The organism is Lederbergia citri (assembly GCF_018343625.1).
Classification (GTDB): Bacteria; Bacillota; Bacilli; order Bacillales; family Bacillaceae_C; genus Lederbergia; species Lederbergia citri.
The window spans coordinates 1,224,530-1,242,092 of record NZ_JAGYPG010000001.1 but is presented as its reverse complement, the minus strand read 5'-3'; the positions used below and the strand labels follow the sequence as shown (position 1 = coordinate 1,242,092).

18 protein-coding genes are annotated in these 17,563 nt (G+C 33.8%); 14 read left to right on the top strand and 4 right to left on the bottom strand.

Annotated elements, in window-relative coordinates; translation table 11 throughout:
• Positions 1-45: 45 nt before the first annotated feature.
• Positions 46-2,184 carry a peptidoglycan D,D-transpeptidase FtsI family protein gene (locus KHA97_RS06330; RefSeq protein WP_213123852.1) on the top strand — a complete coding sequence of 713 codons (2,139 nt, stop codon included), beginning with the start codon at positions 46-48 and terminating at the stop codon, positions 2,182-2,184.
• A 34-nt stretch (positions 2,185-2,218) separates the two neighbouring features.
• Here the strand turns inward: KHA97_RS06330 and KHA97_RS06325 are convergent, their stop codons facing one another.
• Both KHA97_RS06325 and KHA97_RS06320 read right to left on the bottom strand, forming a co-directional pair.
• The gene (locus KHA97_RS06325) at positions 2,219-2,677 is read right to left on the bottom strand and encodes an endolytic transglycosylase MltG (protein WP_213123851.1); all 459 of its coding nucleotides are present in this window, start codon (positions 2,675-2,677) and stop codon (positions 2,219-2,221) included.
• A 3-nt stretch (positions 2,678-2,680) separates the two neighbouring features.
• Positions 2,681-3,052 carry a hypothetical protein gene (locus tag KHA97_RS06320; protein ID WP_213123850.1) on the bottom strand — a complete coding sequence of 124 codons (372 nt, stop codon included), beginning with the start codon at positions 3,050-3,052 and terminating at the stop codon, positions 2,681-2,683.
• Between the two features lie 169 nt (positions 3,053-3,221).
• On the opposite strand from KHA97_RS06320, the gene rpmG reads away from it, so the two are divergent.
• The 8 genes from rpmG (at position 3,222) to KHA97_RS06280 (ending at position 10,716) form a co-directional block, all read left to right on the top strand.
• The gene (gene rpmG / locus KHA97_RS06315) at positions 3,222-3,371 is read left to right on the top strand and encodes a 50S ribosomal protein L33 (protein WP_082881210.1); all 150 of its coding nucleotides are present in this window, start codon (positions 3,222-3,224) and stop codon (positions 3,369-3,371) included.
• 365 nt (positions 3,372-3,736) lie between these two features.
• A complete protein-coding gene (locus KHA97_RS06310; RefSeq protein WP_213123849.1) occupies positions 3,737-4,303 on the top strand; it encodes a 5-formyltetrahydrofolate cyclo-ligase in 567 nt (188 codons plus the stop codon).
• A gap of 42 nt (positions 4,304-4,345) precedes the next feature.
• Positions 4,346-4,528: a hypothetical protein gene (locus KHA97_RS06305; protein WP_213124363.1), complete on the top strand. Its 183-nt coding sequence runs from the start codon at positions 4,346-4,348 to the stop codon at positions 4,526-4,528.
• 134 nt (positions 4,529-4,662) lie between these two features.
• On the top strand, positions 4,663-5,835 hold the full coding sequence (locus KHA97_RS24395; protein WP_213123848.1) for a rhomboid family intramembrane serine protease: 1,173 nt from the start codon (positions 4,663-4,665) through the stop codon (positions 5,833-5,835).
• An 81-nt stretch (positions 5,836-5,916) separates the two neighbouring features.
• On the top strand, positions 5,917-6,141 hold the full coding sequence (locus tag KHA97_RS06295; RefSeq protein ID WP_213123847.1) for a YqgQ family protein: 225 nt from the start codon (positions 5,917-5,919) through the stop codon (positions 6,139-6,141).
• A complete protein-coding gene (locus tag KHA97_RS06290) occupies positions 6,131-7,102 on the top strand; it encodes an ROK family glucokinase (RefSeq protein ID WP_213123846.1) in 972 nt (323 codons plus the stop codon). Before KHA97_RS06295 ends, KHA97_RS06290 begins: the two co-directional genes overlap by 11 nt.
• 450 nt (positions 7,103-7,552) lie before the next feature.
• The gene (locus KHA97_RS06285) at positions 7,553-9,433 is read left to right on the top strand and encodes an LTA synthase family protein (protein ID WP_213123845.1); all 1,881 of its coding nucleotides are present in this window, start codon (positions 7,553-7,555) and stop codon (positions 9,431-9,433) included.
• Between the two features lie 146 nt (positions 9,434-9,579).
• Positions 9,580-10,716: a YqgU-like beta propeller domain-containing protein gene (locus KHA97_RS06280; protein ID WP_213123844.1), complete on the top strand. Its 1,137-nt coding sequence runs from the start codon at positions 9,580-9,582 to the stop codon at positions 10,714-10,716.
• A 61-nt stretch (positions 10,717-10,777) separates the two neighbouring features.
• On the opposite strand, the gene KHA97_RS06275 is transcribed toward KHA97_RS06280, so the two are convergent.
• Positions 10,778-10,951 (bottom strand): DUF2759 domain-containing protein, encoded by a 174-nt coding sequence (locus tag KHA97_RS06275; RefSeq protein WP_213123843.1) that lies wholly within the window; start codon positions 10,949-10,951, stop codon positions 10,778-10,780.
• A 217-nt stretch (positions 10,952-11,168) separates the two neighbouring features.
• Here KHA97_RS06275 and KHA97_RS06270 point away from each other — a divergent pair, with 217 nt between their 5' ends.
• The gene (locus KHA97_RS06270) at positions 11,169-11,792 is read left to right on the top strand and encodes an MBL fold metallo-hydrolase (RefSeq protein WP_213123842.1); all 624 of its coding nucleotides are present in this window, start codon (positions 11,169-11,171) and stop codon (positions 11,790-11,792) included.
• A gap of 103 nt (positions 11,793-11,895) precedes the next feature.
• On the opposite strand, the gene KHA97_RS06265 is transcribed toward KHA97_RS06270, so the two are convergent.
• Positions 11,896-12,141, bottom strand: coding sequence for a DUF2626 domain-containing protein (locus KHA97_RS06265; protein WP_213123841.1), 246 nt, complete (start codon positions 12,139-12,141; stop codon positions 11,896-11,898).
• Positions 12,142-12,390: 249 nt separating this feature from the next.
• On the opposite strand from KHA97_RS06265, the gene comGA reads away from it, so the two are divergent.
• The 4 genes from comGA to KHA97_RS06245 all read left to right on the top strand — a co-directional run bounded on the left by comGA (position 12,391) and on the right by KHA97_RS06245 (position 17,230).
• Positions 12,391-13,446, top strand: a complete 1,056-nt coding sequence (comGA, locus tag KHA97_RS06260) for a competence type IV pilus ATPase ComGA (RefSeq protein ID WP_213123840.1) — start codon at positions 12,391-12,393, stop codon at positions 13,444-13,446.
• Positions 13,400-14,470 carry a competence type IV pilus assembly protein ComGB gene (gene comGB / locus KHA97_RS06255; protein WP_213123839.1) on the top strand — a complete coding sequence of 357 codons (1,071 nt, stop codon included), beginning with the start codon at positions 13,400-13,402 and terminating at the stop codon, positions 14,468-14,470. The genes comGA and comGB overlap by 47 nt, the downstream gene beginning before the upstream one ends.
• A gap of 19 nt (positions 14,471-14,489) precedes the next feature.
• Complete coding sequence (gene comGC / locus KHA97_RS06250; RefSeq protein ID WP_213123838.1) at positions 14,490-14,690, top strand: competence type IV pilus major pilin ComGC; 201 nt, start codon at positions 14,490-14,492, stop codon at positions 14,688-14,690.
• 518 nt (positions 14,691-15,208) lie between these two features.
• Positions 15,209-17,230, top strand: coding sequence for a hypothetical protein (locus KHA97_RS06245; RefSeq protein ID WP_213123837.1), 2,022 nt, complete (start codon positions 15,209-15,211; stop codon positions 17,228-17,230).
• Positions 17,231-17,563: the final 333 nt, after the last annotated feature.

Genomic DNA, 17,563 nt, shown 5'->3' with positions numbered 1-17,563 from the left:
GCTGTCAATATTTTAAGGTGGAATTGTCCTCCCTTTTCTTTTACAATGAGAATAAGTTGTAAAAGAAGGGGACGGGGTAAGTTGGGAAAAAATAAGAAGAAAAAGACTCATGTTCCTTTAAGGATGAACATGTTATTTTTTGTTGTATTTATTATGTTTTCGATGCTTATTCTTCGTTTAGGATTTGTTCAGATTGTAAATGGAGAGGATGCAAAAAGAGAAATTGATCGAACAGAGGATGTAACGGTTAAAACATCTGTCCCGCGCGGATTAATATATGACCGGAATTACAATCCTGTAGTCAAAAATGAGCCGCAGAAAGCCATTACTTATACAGCTCCAAAGCAATTTGATGCTGAAAAGACATTGGAAACTGCTCGAACTCTCGCAAAAATTATCCATAAAGATACAGATAAAATTACACATAGGGATAAAGTAGACTTTTGGCTATTACTCAATCCTGAAAAAGCACAAGCCAAAGTGACGGAAAAAGAGCTAGAAACATATAAAGGAAAACAAGCTGAGCTATATAAACTTCAAAGGGACCGTGTTACGGACGAAGAGCTGGCCACTTTGACTAAAGAAGACTTGGAAGTTCTTGCAATCTATAGGGAGTTCACTGGAGGCTATGCTCTTGATCCTCAATTTGTAAAAAATAAAGATGTCACTTTGGAAGAATATGCCATAGTTAATGAACATCTAGGTATGTTACCTGGTGTAGATACGACAACGGATTGGGAACGTGTATATGTGTACGATGATACATTAAGATCCATTTTAGGGAATGTTTCTCAAGGCTTGCCTGTAGAAAAATTGGATTACTATGAAGCAAGGGGCTATAGCAGAAACGATCGCGTAGGAAAAAGTTATATAGAACTGCAATATGAAGATGTACTTCGTGGACAAAAAGAAAAAGTAAAAAATATAACAAAATCTGGTGAGGTTCTTGAAACTGTCCCGGTTTCAGAAGGAGAACGGGGAAAAGATCTTATCCTTACTATAGATATGGATTTGCAGAAAGCGATCGATAAAATACTTGAAGAAGAAATCCTTAAAACAAAAGCAAAGGGTAGCACACAGCTTTTGGACCGCGCTTTTGTCACGATGATGGATCCTTATACAGGGGAAATATTAGCTTTATCTGGGAAGCAATATTCGTATGATGAAGATGAGAAAAAATATACGTTTAAGGATTTCGCTTCAGGGAATTTTACAACTGCCTATGTTCCTGGATCTGCGGTAAAAGGGGCTACGGTTTTAACGGGTTATATGACTGGTGTCAACTATCAAGGAAAGCCAATATTAGATGAAATTCTTTACTTTAAGGATACACAACCAAAAAAGTCTTGGTTTTCTAATAGGGGTTCTATGTCTTTAACGGATACGATGGCTCTTATTCGCTCATCAAACGTTTATATGTTTAAGACTGCCATTGCTATCGGGGGTGGTCAATATCGAGCGCATCAAAAGTTAAGTATTGACAAATATAAGGCAATGAATGATATGCGCTATTACTTTAACCAATTTGGGCTGGGGGTAAGAACGGGTCTTGATTTACCAGGAGAACAAATAGGATTTAAGGGGAATATTGCAAATGACAATGCGGGGGTTACATTGGACTTTGCGATAGGACAATACGACTCTTTTACACCATTACAGCTTGCTCAATACGTTTCTACGATTGCTAATGGTGGTTATCGTATGCAAACGCACATAGTCAAGGAAATCCGCGATCCAGGAGATGAAAATGGTAATCTTGGTCCGATTGTTCAGGAAATTAAGCCAAAAGTTTTAAATAAAATCGATGCAACTGACAGCCAAATCAAACACGTTCAGAATGCATTTTATGGTGTATTCCATCATCCAAGTGGTACAGGGGTTGCTTTTAACGCTCCAGATCTTCGTCCATACAATGCAGCTGGTAAAACAGGTACTGCCGAAACGACTGATCAAGGAAAAGGAGTATGGAATTTATCTCTAGTAGGTTATGCACCTTTTGATAAACCAGAAGTTGCCATGTCCGTACTTGTTCCATCAGCGTATTTAAAAGGTGGATCTGAGAATAACGTAAATATGGATATTGGAAAAAGAGTATTGAAAGCTTATTTTGATTTAAAAGAAAAGAGAGCTAAAGGGATTACTGAAGAAGAAAAAGTAAATGAGAATGAGAGTGACCAAGAATAAATAAAAAAGAAAGCAGAACTTCTGCTTTCTTTTTTTAGGATTCTTTTGCAATGATATTACTAATTTCTTCAAAAGTCATCGTATCATTTAATTCATACGTTCCAATTTGTATATATTTCTGTAAGTTTTTATTAGCCAAATAATCATTAAAATCTTCAGCGTCATCAATTAATCCTGCGTTTTCTAGTTCAGTGCAAATTTCTTTTGATGCCATTCCTTCAGAAATAACCAATCGGTAATTCTTTATGATAGGCTCTGTTACATTTGCAGTTTTTTCTTCATCTTTCTTTTGCGAAAGCTGTTTATATTTTTCCTGCCAGTCTTTCGATTCTTTTTTCAATGTTTCATAATCGCTTTTCTTTATTTCCATATAGCCTTCTTTGATGGAAACTACAGGTTCCGGTTTTTTTTGAAAAAACTGTACATATGCATAAAGAATTAAAGCTGAGATTAATAATCCCGAAGCAAAGGCTCTTGTAGTTTGTTTATTCATCCCTCAAATACCTCCAAAAGTATCCTGCCGCCTTTTAATAATGTCTTTAACTGTTTCAACCGACAAAGATGATTGTTTGGAAATTTGTTGGATATCAAGGCCTTGATTATATAAGGCTAAAACATGATTTTTTAATATTTCGTTAGGTTCTCGGGTTTTCTCGTGTTTCGGTGAATCATTGATAAAGCTTTGCCCTATAAGTAATTCTTCTTCAAGGACTTTAAGTCTTTTCTTCATAAGATAATGGTCCTGCAACATATTCATAGATAATTGCTCTACTTCTTTTTCCAAAACCTTAACCTTATCAGATTGGAAAAACGAAATGACGAATAAGAGAACTGCTAAACTTAATAAAATAATGATAATTGTATCCATAAGCCACCCCAGATGTGTTGTACTAATTCTATTTATACCATAAGAATATATCATTTCATATAAAATTAATTGACGATACAAATAGATACTAGCATTTCGGAAAAAATAGTGCTATTATAAAAAAGTCGTATGTACAGTGAAGAATGCATTGGAGTTTGGAGGGAAAGACATGCGCGTTAACATTACATTAGCTTGCACGGAATGCAGTGAGCGTAATTATATTTCAACAAAAAATAAACGTAATAATCCTGACCGTCTTGAGCTTAAAAAATATTGCCCTAGAGAAAAACGAGTTACTTTGCACCGCGAAACAAAGTAACATTAAAAGCGTTTATTCAAAAAGCCAGAAACACTACATTATACAGTGTTTCTGGCTTTTTTGGAAATTAATAAAGATATGCTTTTTAAGAAATGTACTTTTAAGCTAATGGCAGTAGTGTCTAGCTCCAGCGCCTATCGACTAGCAAACTTCTTGTCCTTTTCCCTACGATAAGTCAACATCGATTCGTCCTACCGGACTCATCGTGTTTCCTTTATCTCAGTCGAAGGCCGAAAATGAACGTCGACTAAACACCGCCACGTCCTGTGGCGACGTCGACGGACCCACATCCTGTGGGCCTGTACGTCGATGGGCAAGGCGCTTGCGCTTTTCTAATATGATAAGTTGCAAGGAGATGGATGTATATGGATAAGAAAACAATTCGAAAAAGTTACAAAGATGAATTAAAATCTCTCGATCGAATTACATATGAACACTGGTCTTATATGATAGCCAATGAACTCTTTTTAACGGACGAATGGAAAAATGCTGAAACGATTGGTATTACGGTATCTCATTTTCCAGAAGTAGATACATGGCAAATCATTAGAAGAGGGTGGGAAGCAGGGAAAAAGATTGTCGTACCAAAGTGTTACCCTTCCGAGAATAAAATGGAATTCAGACAAATTACTGCATTTGATCAGTTAGAAACAGTATTCTTTGGTTTATTTGAACCAAAGGAAGCAAAAACGATGAAAGTTGAAAATGATGAAATACATTTATTAATAGTTCCTGGATTAGTGTTTAATCGAGAAGGATTTCGTGTAGGATTTGGTGGAGGATACTATGATCGCTTTTTAACTGGATTTAATGGCGCTACGATTTCGCTTTGTTTTTCTATGCAAATCTCAGAAAAACTACCGATTGAAAATCATGATATTCCAGTTGGAAAAATCATTACGGAGGAAGAAGTAATCATATGCAATGCATAAAAAGAAGCTGATAAGTAAACATAAGACAAGGAGGGATAATACATGATCAGGTTTATCGTAAAAATGATCTCAGCACTTGCTGTCTTAGGCACAGCTTATCGCTTTCGCTACAAACTGTTGAATGCTTTTCTTGGTAATCGTTATCTTCGAAAAGTTAGTGTGAACACAATGATGAACATACCCGGGGTCCGCTCAAAATTATTAAGCTCAGCTTTTCGAAAGTAGATGAATATGTTACACCCATATTTGCAGCTGGATCTTATATAGACCAGCTTTTCTTATATTCTTTTTGCAACGTTTATTACTTTTCGTTATATTAAAATATAAGAAGTTTGAATGCTTGGGGGTATTTTTTAATTGTGGGAAGGGAAACTTTTTTATTTTGGCGCCTTGCGTATTTTTTAATGTACGAATGCGGATATCGTTTAATGAATATGAATGATGCACAAAATGGTATGTGGCTTGAAAATAGGAAAAATAAACATGCCACATTTATTCGTATATTAAGAGCTGATTTAGTTTGGTCTAATCCTGTCATTCGAGACCAACAAAAAGCAGCTATTCAGGCTGAAAAATTAAGAAAACATTATTTTCGTAGATCATTGAACATTTTAAACATTTATGTTTCAACATACCCTCCGATTGATTCAGAGCATATGACTCCCGAAAAAACCCTTTCAGCTTCAATAGGAAAAACAAACGTTTCCACCATCATATTATCTCGTGAAAATTATCAAAGTTCCATTAAAAGAATTAGTGAAACTCTCCATACTCACATTGATTTTTTGCTTAAAGAAGAATACGAAGATGCTGAAATTTTTACACTCCGTCAAGGAGTATTAAAGAGGGCGGCTTCTATTGATGGGGAAGAAGAACAAAAGTTGTTTGATTTCACTAAACCACGATTGACCTATTTTTTTATGGTTTTTCAAGTGGTCGTATTTTTGATAATGGAGGGGAATGGGGGAACGACTAACGCTGAAACACTTATTAAATACGGAGCAAAATTTAATCCTCTTATATTAAATGGCGAATGGTGGCGTTTCTTTACACCGATTTTCATACATATTGGAATATTTCATCTTGCAATGAATACGTTTGCCTTATATTATTTAGGTACAACTGTAGAAAAAATGTTTGGTCACATAAGGTTTTTTTGGATTTATCTTTTTTCAGGATTTATGGGGACACTTGCTAGCTTTGTTTTTAGCCCTTCATTATCTGCTGGTGCAAGCGGTGCCATTTTCGGTTGTTTCGGAGCTCTGTTATATCTAGGATTTGCTTATCCTCAAGTTTTTTTTCGAACGATGGGCATGAATGTAATTGGCGTAATTGTCTTTAATTTAATTTTTGGTTTTACTGTAACTGGAATTGATAATGCCGGACATATTGGTGGTTTAGTTGGAGGATTCTTGGCTACTGGAGCCGTTCATTTTCCGAAAAAGCGAAACAAAATGACGCAAGTAATATTTCTACTATCCACAATTATCATAGCAAGTGGATTATTACACTTTGGATTTCGTAATAATTAGTCTTGCTCTACAGTTAGGAAGAAGATATTCTTATATTTAGAGAGCAAGAATGCATTTCAACTTTAAAATGGTGATGACTAAATGAATAGTGTATATGATGTTCAACAATTACTGAAAAAATTTGGAATTTTTGTATATATGGGAGAAAGATTATTGGATTTGGAACTAATGATATCCGAAATTAAAGATTTATATTATTCAAGTCTGATTAATAAGGACGAATTGCATAAAGCGCTCTCAATATTAAGAAATGAAATATTAATAGAAAACAATAGAAGGAAAAGTGGGGAAGAACATGGAAAATGAAAAATGGTTATTAGGCATCGATATTGGAGGAACATCCGTAAAATTAGCTTTTTTAACTGAAGAAGGCGATATTGTACATAAATGGGAAATTCCAACGAATATTGCTAATAACGGAAGCAGCATCATACCAGATATTGGGAAAGCTGTTCATAATAAATTAGCTGAGTTAAATGTACCACACGAAAAATTAAAAGCGGCAGGTGTTGGGGCACCGGGACCAATAGATCAGGAATTGGGTGTAATGTTTGAGGCTGTTAATCTTGGTTGGCCAGATAACTTCCCGCTAAGAGATTTAATGCAGGAGGCTGTAGGCGTTCCTGTCGCCATCGAAAATGATGCGAATGCAGCAGCACTTGGTGAAATGTGGAAAGGCGCAGGAAAAGGGGCTAAAGATTTAATTGCCATTACACTTGGTACAGGCGTTGGCGGCGGCGTTATCGTCAACGGAGATATTGTTCATGGTGCAAAAGGGGCGGCTGGTGAGATTGGCCACATAACAGCAGTACCCAAGGGCGGATATATGTGTAATTGTGGAAAACAAGGCTGCTTAGAAACAGTGGCATCTGCTACAGGAATCGTTCGTACGGCAAAAGAATTTCTTGCAGAATACGAAGGAGATTCTCCATTAAAAGAACTTCTGCAAAAAAACGGAGATATTACTGCGAAAGATATTTTTGATGCTGCTCAAACAGGCGATGAACTAGCTCTTCGCACCGTTGATTCATTGGCAGATCACTTAGGATTGGCACTTGCCAATATCGGCAGTACTTTTAATCCGGCGAAAATCGTTATTGGTGGCGGAGTATCAAAAGCCGGGGACTTTTTACTAGGCAAAATAGAGGAATTCTTTAAGAAATATGCTTTTAAACCTGTAGGAGATTCCACGGAAATTGTACTAGCACAATTAGGCAATGACGCTGGAATAGCAGGTGCAGCTTGGTTGGCTGCTAATAAAAATTAATAAGGGAAAAGGTGAGAACAAGTTTCTCACCTTTTTTGTGTCTAAAGTATGAAATTTTCATTTCTGGTCAACTAATGAAACTTTTACGTGATTAGCACGTCTATATATAAGGAATATAGAATAAGATACTTTGTGGTTACATAGGAAAATATTAATTGACACTCTATGGTTATATTTCTAGAGAATAGTTTCCGTCTAACTCCAGGCGCAATCTGCTCGTGGTCAAAAACCAGCGACAATAAAAGTCGAACTACGAACTTTTTTACACTGAACTTTTAATTCTCGCAATAAAGGCAGGCACACCTTGCTCTTTTGTTCTTGCTTACTGAATAGTCGGGCATTTGATTTTTTGAAAGAAACATATTATGATAGTCGTTAGTAATTCCGGACCTTTCCAAATAATTGGAAATATCAACGTATTGTATTGGCTTAGTAAGGAGGGTTATGAGAATGAAAAGGCTTAAGAAAGCCAATATAGTTCTTCCAGTTGTAGCTGTCTTATTGCTCTGGATTAAAACTTATATTGTGTATAAAACAAGCTTTAACATCAAAATTGAAAATTTCATGCAAGAGCTTATTTTATTTATTAACCCATTAAGCTTTTTGCTTTTTATTTTTGGATTATCGCTATTCTTTAAATCAAGAAAAAATCAAAATAGGTACATTTTAATTACAAGTTTGCTAGTAAGCTTTATTTTATATGCAAATGTTGTTTTTTACCGATTTTTCACTGACTTTTTGACACTGCCAGTATTATTCCAAACTAGTAATTTTGGGGACCTGGGAGACAGTGCCGCATCAGAAATTAAATGGCTTGATTTTGTTTATTTTATTGATGTCATTCTATTATTCTTGCTGATTAAATTTAAACAAAAAGATATAGAAATGAAACCAATCAATAAAGTAACTCGCCGTGCTTATTTCCTTGTATCTGCTGCTATTCTCTTTTTAAATATTGGTCTGGCAGAAACTGAACGTCCACAATTATTGACAAGGACATTTGACAGAGAAATGCTCGTTAAAAATATTGGAACGTATAATTATCATTTGTACGATATTTTCCTACAATCAAAATCATCCGCTCAAAGGGCTATGGCCGATGGCAGTGAACTAATCGACATTGATAACTATATTAAAGCCAATTATGTAAAACCAGATAAGGATATGTTTGGAATTGCCGAAAATAAAAACTTGATCGTTGTCTCTTTAGAGTCTTTGCAAAACTTTGTCATTCATAATGATGTATATGGACAAGAAGTTACTCCATTTCTGAATGAATTAATTAACGATAGTTATTATTTCGATCAGTTTTATCACCAAACAGGGCAAGGGAAAACATCTGATTCCGAATTTTTGCTTGAAAATTCTTTATATCCATTAGGTCGTGGAGCGGTCTTTTTTACACATTCCGGAAATGAATACGATGCAATGGCCAAAAAGCTTAGTGAAAAGGGTTATTTCACATCTACGATGCATGCTAACAATAAAAGCTTCTGGAATCGGGATATTATGTATCAATCATTAGGTTATAACTATTTTTATTCTGCTTCTGATTATGAGATAACGCCTGAAAACTCTGTTGGGTGGGGAATGAAAGACATCCCTTTCTTTGAGCAATCAGTTGATTTAATGAAAACAATGAAAAAGCCTTTTTATACAAAAATGATTACGTTGACGAATCATCATCCATTTAAATTAGATGATGAAGATAAATTTATTTCGGAATATGATTCAAAAAGTGGTACTTTAAACAGATATTTCACAACAGTGAGATACATGGATGAAGCTGTTAAAGAGTTCTTTCAAAAATTAAAAGATGAAGGAATATATGAAAATTCCATTATCGTTATGTACGGAGACCACTACGGTATTTCTGAAAATCATAATGAAGCAATGTCTCAATATTTAGGAAAAGAAGTTACACCATTTGTAAGTGCACAACTACAAAGAGTGCCATTAATTATTCATATTCCTGGAGTAACGGATAATGGAAAAGGAAAGACCATTTCAAAAGTAGCTGGCCAAATTGACTTAAAGCCAACCTTACTTCACCTTCTTGGTGTAAATACTAAAAATGATATTCAATTTGGTGAGGACCTATTTTCTCCTGATCATCATGATTTTGCTGTTTTTAGAGATGGAACATTTATAACGAAAGACTATGTATATACGGATAGCACTTGTTATTCAAAAGAATCTGAACAACCCGTCGAAGACTCTTTTTGTGAGCCGTATAAAGAGAAAACAAAAACAGAACTTGATTATTCTGATAAAATCATTAACGGTGATTTGCTTCGTTTCTACGAAAATAGAGAAGAGCTGAGCCAGTAAAACAAAAAAACCCCATCAACGGAAGTTGCGGGGTTTTTTTGGAAATACCCTCTGTAAAATTACTGTAATTTTTGTAAACCAATTGAAACATTTATAGCGTTAAAACGTACTATTATATGAGTATCAAATTTGAAAGAGGGGTGCAAATGTGTAAGACTGCTATTTTCCATATAGTGATTGGATTATTTCTTTTTTTTCTTCTTTCAGGCTGTTCTATATCACAAGCAGATGCACCCCCTTCTAATAAACCGCAAAGCCATCCTAGTGAAACGGGTGAAAAAAATGAGGATATCAATATGGAGCAACCTAAGCCTCTCAAAGTCGAAAGAGGGTCTTTTGAAAAAGTATATGGATGGCTAGATGATCAAACGATTCTTTATTCTTATGTAATGGAAGGAAATTATTATTTAACTTCTTATAATATATTTGGTGGAAACCAAGAATCAATATTTACTTCAGATGCGCCAATTATGAATGTGTTAATCCATAAGAATACCGAAAAACTTTTTATTCATACCTCCCAATATTCTCATTCTGCGAATATATATTTTACCGATTATAAAGCGAACATCGAATTTTCAACTGAAATAGATTCATATGAACTTGTGTATGAATGGAATGAAATGAATCCTTCGTTAATGCTGCTCACTGCTTTTTTTGAAGATTGGTCCTATAATGTGAAACTGATAAACAGTGAAACTGGATCGGTTGAAAACATAGAGGATGTTCAGCCATTTTTAAAATGGTATGATGATAAGCAAATTCTTGAGCAAGATTGGAAAGAAAATGAGGTATCTTTCTTTGCCCCTGTCTTAAAAAAGTCATTAATATCCACAACTGATTCTGAAAAAATATTTGATAAAGTATTCCGATTTGATACATTTAATGATCATTTCATGACCATAAAAGTAGAAGAGGAAAATAAAGAAGAAATAAAATACTCATTTTATGATTCAAAACTGAAAGAAATATCTCACATTGCATTCCCAAATCTAACACAATATTCAGATTGGCTCATTCCTTATTACACTTTTAATAAAAATGATACTTTCCTTACCTTTGCTCCAAAAAAACACGATAGTGCTGATCATTACAATGAAGGATTTGAATTGGTCAGTATTGATATAAAACAACATAAAAAAAATGTACTATTTAATGATTTAGAAAATAAGCCGATTATGTGTTCCAATGAAGGGGATTTATGTTTGTATGGGTACCAATATGAACAGTTACTAAATATAAAAACCGGCAAACAATTTCCGCTTGTTATAACTTCTACTTAATACAAAAAGAGGCTATTCCAGAAACAATAATGTTTTGGAATAACCTCTTTTCTTATCGTTATTATTGTGGAAGTGATGCAGGGAGTTTTATTAGTGTCATTATGGCGAAAAAGCCAAATACTCCAATAGAACCAGCACCGAATAGAATTCCAAGAATATTTTTGTTTTTTAGAGCGCTAAAAGTGCCAAAAACCGCAAGTATCGCAACTAAAAGGAAAATAATAGCTGTACCCATATTTAAAAGCTCCCTTCTGAAATTATTCAGCAATTTCTATGTACGAATATATAATGATGCTCCTACATATTTTATTACTTTTCTTTGGCTTTGTCGAGTTTCAAAAGTGACACTTCTATGAATGAAAATATAGAGGTATACTTATATTGCCCTTTTGTATGAAAAACAAACGATGGCTCATGTATAATTGTATAAAATGAAGTAGGAGGTAAGCGCAGTGAAATGGATTCAAATCCCGCTTGGTCCAATAGAAACCAATTGTTATATTTTATTTAATCAAGAAAAAGAATGTATTATTTTTGATCCAGGTGATCAAGGGGAGGATTTAAATAACTATTTAAAGGAAGAGGGCCTAAGACCACTAGCTATAATGATGACACATGCTCATTTTGATCATATTGGAGCGGTTGATTTGGTTAGAGAGGAATGGTCAATTCCTGTATATATACATGAAAAAGAAGCGGATTGGTTAACAAATTCAGCATTGAATGGATCTGCTCGTTTTGGAGCAAATATTACTGCAAAAGCAGCCGATCATTTAATATCTAATGAAGATCCAATAACAATCGGTCCATTTTTATTACATATTCTTCATACCCCTGGTCACTCACCAGGTAGTATTTCTTATTATTCAAAAGAGGCTAATGCGATTTTTGCAGGAGATACACTCTTTGAGGGCAGTATTGGAAGAACTGATCTCCCTGGTGGAAACCATGAACAACTTATCGCAAGCATCAAATCAAAGCTTTTTAATTATCCGGAAACGACAGAAGTACTTCCAGGACATGGGGCAGTTACGACCATTCAAAAGGAAAAAGAAAGCAATCCATTTTTAAAATAGAGTAAATAGTAAAAAGGCTATACCTTAAGTAAGGTATAGCCTTTTTAATTGATTAAGAAATGATAAAATTGGACAGGCGCTTTGCGCTTTTCTTGATTTGCTTTTATCCTAATCCGCCGCCTGGAGGCATTAGGAACAATGTATAGTATGTAAAACCAGCAAAGAATACTGTTAAATATGCGGCAAACACATACATATACATACGTTCAGTTAATCTTAAATAACTAAGCAGAACAAAGAATCCTGTTTGTCCTAGGAAAAGCAAAGCGGTTTTGTCCATGCCGCCAAGATAAAACATAATTGTAAAAATACCAGTCCAAAATCCTAAAACTCTGTACATACGATCCATATGTATCCCTCCTTTGCAGCCTAAGTCCATCAATACATTATTATAAATGAATTAGTTCAATAATGTAAATATATGTGGCGCTCTTGTTTGTGACGAATGAGTGATATTATATTATTTCTTCACTTATTTATTATACCTCATTAAGGAAAAAAATAATAATTTTAAAAACTTTTATTTTCTTGCAGGAAAATGATGAGATGTGTCGAATGTAAGTAATTAACGAAAAGTAAAGGTGGTGTTTTATGAAGAATGAATATTGAAAGAAAAGCAAATCTTCTTCTTTTCCAGGCTTTGCATGATGATGCAACAGATATTCATATCATCCCCAACTCAGAAAGTTATCATATCCAGTTTCGTATTAATGGAATTTTATTTCCACTCAAACAGATTCCATTTGATGTAGGGGAGAGACTTATTTCACACTTGAAATTTCTTGCCTCGATGGATATCGGCGAAAAAAGAAAACCACAAAGCGGATCCCTTCAAACAAAAATCATCGGATTAGACATTTCTCTAAGAATTTCCACTCTACCTTCTGCACATTTAAAGGAAAGCATTGCGATAAGAATTCTGCCTCAGAACACCATTTCACTTGATCATTTATCTCTATTTCCAAATTCCATTCATCATTTAACAACTTTAATGGCTCAAGCAAATGGATTGGTTGTTCTGACTGGTCCAACTGGGAGTGGCAAATCAACTACAATGTATGCACTTGCACAATATTGCGCTAAGAATTTAAATCGACATGTCATTTCACTTGAAGACCCAGTAGAAAAACATCATGAAGATCTTTTGCAAGTGCAAGTGAATGAAAGAGCTGGCATTTCCTTTCACTCAGGATTGAAGGCGATTTTACGCCATGATCCAGATGTTATTCTAGTTGGAGAAATACGGGATGCAGAAACAGCCAAGATTGCAGTAAGGGCGGCAATGACTGGTCATCTAGTTTTAACAAGTATGCATTCTAGAGAGGCAAAGGGTGCCATCCAGCGTCTTCTTGAGTTTGGAATTAAAGATGGAGAATTGAAGCAAACATTATTAGCTATAACAGCACAAAGGCTTGTCATTTTAAAATGTCCTTTTTGTGGTGCGAATTGCTCTAAATACTGTACTAATTTGTTTCGTATAAAAAGGCTCGGAATTTATGAGATTCTTTATAGAAACACGTTATTATTCGAGCTTAAGAATATGGGAGAAGAGAGGAGCAAATATCGATATAATACACTTCAACAATTAATTAGAAAGGGGATTGCGCTTGGCTACCTACCTTCTGAAGAATATGAGCGTTGGATTATTGAATAGAAAAAATAAGTTAACACTTAAGGAGCAAGGCATTTTTTTAACAAGAGCTAGTGATATGCTTCAAAATGGGTTTACATTACTGGAAGTGCTTCACTTTTTTATGAAACTGGATAACAAGAAGCACTACATGATGGACTCGATGATTAAAGATTTAAAAAAAGGCAACAAAATCCATGAAGTATTTCTGAAGCATCATTTTGATCAAGAAGCTTGTGTCCAATTATTTTTCTCTGAAAAACATGGATTTTTAGCCGAAGCACTTCTCGAGTCAGGTGTTTATCTACAGAGAAAAGATCAAGAAAGAAAAAAAATATTTAAAATTATGCAGTACCCACTTATTCTACTGTTTATTCTTCTGCTTGTTGCGATTCTTCTTAATACTTTATTATTGCCTCGATTCCAATATCTTTATCAGTCTATGGGTTATGAGCCGACCGTAGGGATAAAGCTTATCCTTCACTTCATGCAAAACGTTCCATTTTATGTTTTACTTTCAATGCTTTTTGGTATATCCATTCTTTTATTCATGAAAAGGCATTTTAGAAAAAAATCTGCATTAGAGATTGCTGCTTTTTTTTCATCATTTCCGCTTATTAATTCCTTTTACAAACTATACCAAACCATTTTTCTTTCAAGAGAATGGGGATATTTGCTAAGAAGCGGTTTTTCCATTAATGAAATTATTATGATTATGGAAAGTCAGACTTTCAGACCACTCTTGCAAGAATCTGCACAGCAATTGAAAAGTATGCTACTCGTGGGCCATTCCTTTGGAGATGCTTTATCAGAATTAAGCTTTATTGAAAAAGAGATGGTCTATATCGTAAACCATGGTGATAAAAACGGAAGAATTGAGAAAGAACTGCTTTATTACAGTCAACATTGTCTTCAAAAACTGGAGGGAAAAACAGAATCCATATTTTTAGTTGTCCAACCGATTATTTTTTCATTCATCGGGATTATTGTCGTAACGATTTACATGTCCATCTTTTTACCAATGTTCCAAATGATGGATTCAATTTAATAAAAGAGGAGATATCAATATGAGAAAAATATTAAATCATAATGAAAATGGCTTTACGTTAATCGAAATGATGATAGTTCTTCTTGTCATTTCGATCATCTTGCTTATCGCATTGCCTAATGTTACAAAACAAAGCTCTAGCATCAACGAAAAAGGATGTGATGCGTTAGAGCAAATAATAGAGTTCAATTACAACCTTTATTTTGAAGGAAAATTTTAATAAACATGATTAAAAGAAAGTATAGGATAATTTCCCTGATACCAATTATAGCAGATATTTATTTAATTTAAAGAATTGAAATAGAAAATTTTAGGAGGTACATTAATAATACCCGAACAAAGTAAGTTGAGGGTTGATAATTTTATGTTTTAATTTATTTAAAAACGAATTATTGTGGTATTAATTTATATGATTGTTCGTTTTTAATGTCAGGGAGGTGATTGGAATGAAATCATATGAATCATTCGCTTTTTAGTAGCTTGTTTTTTTTGGATATGCTGAGCGATAGTAGAGTAAAAAAAAATGTTGTATTCAGTCAACGAATGGCAGGATTCTTAATGATGAATGGTTTTAAATTATTAAAATAGAACCTTCGGAAAAGGATTCAACCCACTTTGTTTACTTTTTTCCTAGTCTATGTGGAAGAAATGGTTAATGAATATATGAAAAAATAAACATAATCAGCAAACTAAAATTCAACGGAGGAAAGAAAAATTAAAAATACTATTATTGATGAAATGTTTAATTACATTAGCGAAGATCATCAAAGAAATATACATATATCTGCATTTGGCGATATTGCAAATGTTTTTTTAGAATTAAAATCCGAATATGATTCCCAACTTAAGCAATTAATAAACAAAGAGGAAATAAACGATAATGTTCAATGGGTATGTAATGCAAGTATGGGGCACGGTAAGACAACGGCATTAAAATGTTTTCTTAAACATCTTGTATCAGAGGGAAATTCGAAAAGAAGAATTCCTGTTTTGTTGGTTATTCGTGAAAAAGGAATGGCAGAAGAAATATTTGAAGAAATGCAGGAGTTTAACAGTGGTTGTGTGTTACTGGTAAATTCCGAAAATAAAAAAGAAGTTGAGCCATATGTACCTTATCATCAAATTGTAATTATTACTCATTCAAGACTAGATAATCTGACATTAGGATATGGGAATTTAAATACATATAAAATGTGGCAGCAATATAGGGATGGCTGGAGCATACATAGAAAGTTAGATCCAAAAAATCTTATTTCCAAAAGATACAGATTGCTAATTATTGATGAAAAACCTTCATTTGTAAATGGGAGTATATTTGATATCGGTAGCAAGAACAATACTTTAGATTGGTTCGATGATTTAGTTTCACCTTTAGAGTTGAATCCTTACGAAACACAAACGTATAAATCTGAAATAATCAAACTCATTGCTCATCAATTGGCTATTAATACTTCAAGTGTAACGACATCCTTGATACCGGAAAATGAGAATTCTATATTCCTTAAAAATCTCAAAAGGAATTTGAAAAAAATGAAGGAAAATGAATTCAATAAACCTAAAATCTCATCTTTGAAACAATTACGGCATTTTGAAAAGTTACTGAAAAAAGATGGTGCTGGCAGGATTGATGATTATCAGATCAAAGGGCAATCAGGTAGGAAAATAATCATTTCAGAAAAAATTGATTACTCAAAGTTGAAATTGAATACATTAATACTTGATGGTACTGCCCAATTAACCTGGCAACAATATAGTGGACTTTTTATACCGAAAATAGTCAAGAACTATAATGATTATAGAAGATTAAATTTTAATATCGAAAATATCAATACTTCAAAATACTCTCGGAGTAAGATAGGAAATACTACCCAAAAGGCAATAAGTAATCGAATATTGGAATTAAAACAAATACATACCGATATGTTTGTTTTACCTGTTAAATCGGACATTCCTATATATAAAAATGAAGGGGCAATAGGAAAAGATATTTCATTCTTTGAGCAAGAAAAATCAAATGGTGAAGCGAAACCAATTAATCTTCTTAACACTACAGGAAAAAACGAATTAAAGGACAGGAAATCATTGTTTTTGACCAGTTTACCAAAAATGAATGCAGATTATTATAAGATGATTGCTATTGCTCTGTATGGCAATGATATTTCCCTAAACATGAGTAATGATAATTTAAGTGACAATTGGTTTGATGATGAAAAATTACAATCTGTTTATATGGGAGAAATGTTTGCGGAAATATGCCAAATCATTCATAGAACAGCTTTAAGGAAAATCAACAGTAAAGATACAATTGATATTTATATAGCCTATGATGATGAGGATAATGAAAAGATAATGAGCAAACCAAACGGGGCTAAGACTCTTTTGTTATCCGAGACATTAAACGTCAGATATTTCAACAGACAAGCAAACATTAAACATCATTCAGTCGTAGATGAATCACTCTATGGAAGAGGTAATAAAGTTCGACAGTTTGCAGAAGAAATTGACAGATGGATTAGGTTAAACATAACTGTCTACAATGATTTGCCTAGGCGAGTGGGTGAAATTGACAAGGAAGGTGAATTAGGTAAGAAATTTAGACAGTGGTTAAAAAGAAACTGGACTGATGAAAAAATAGAAATGATAAATAATGTGTTTGCTGAATATGGCTTAGTAATCGAAGAAAGAAAAGATGAGTATAGCGACAAGTCAAAATATATAAACAAAATGAACGATACTTATTTTGAAGAGTTATTCGGTTGATAACGCGGTACACCTTACCTTTCTTATAGGGAGAACTTGTACCACGCTTTGCAATTCACCAAGGTCAAAATATATACTTTGGGTTAGGGACAAAATGAATATCCAATCTTTTTAAATCGCACTTTATTTAAAAAGTGGGCGGGTGAGCTTACAACGGATTACCGTAAGCGAGGAGCTAGCCCTTCTCTTATAACACAACTAGAACGAAACTATTTAGGTTAAAAATAAATGAGGCAAAAATATTCAGAGCGACAACAAATTTATGTCGTTCTTTTTTTACCATTAATAACTTTTTCCTGTTTAGGTATCATAGAACACTTATTCCTATTTGTT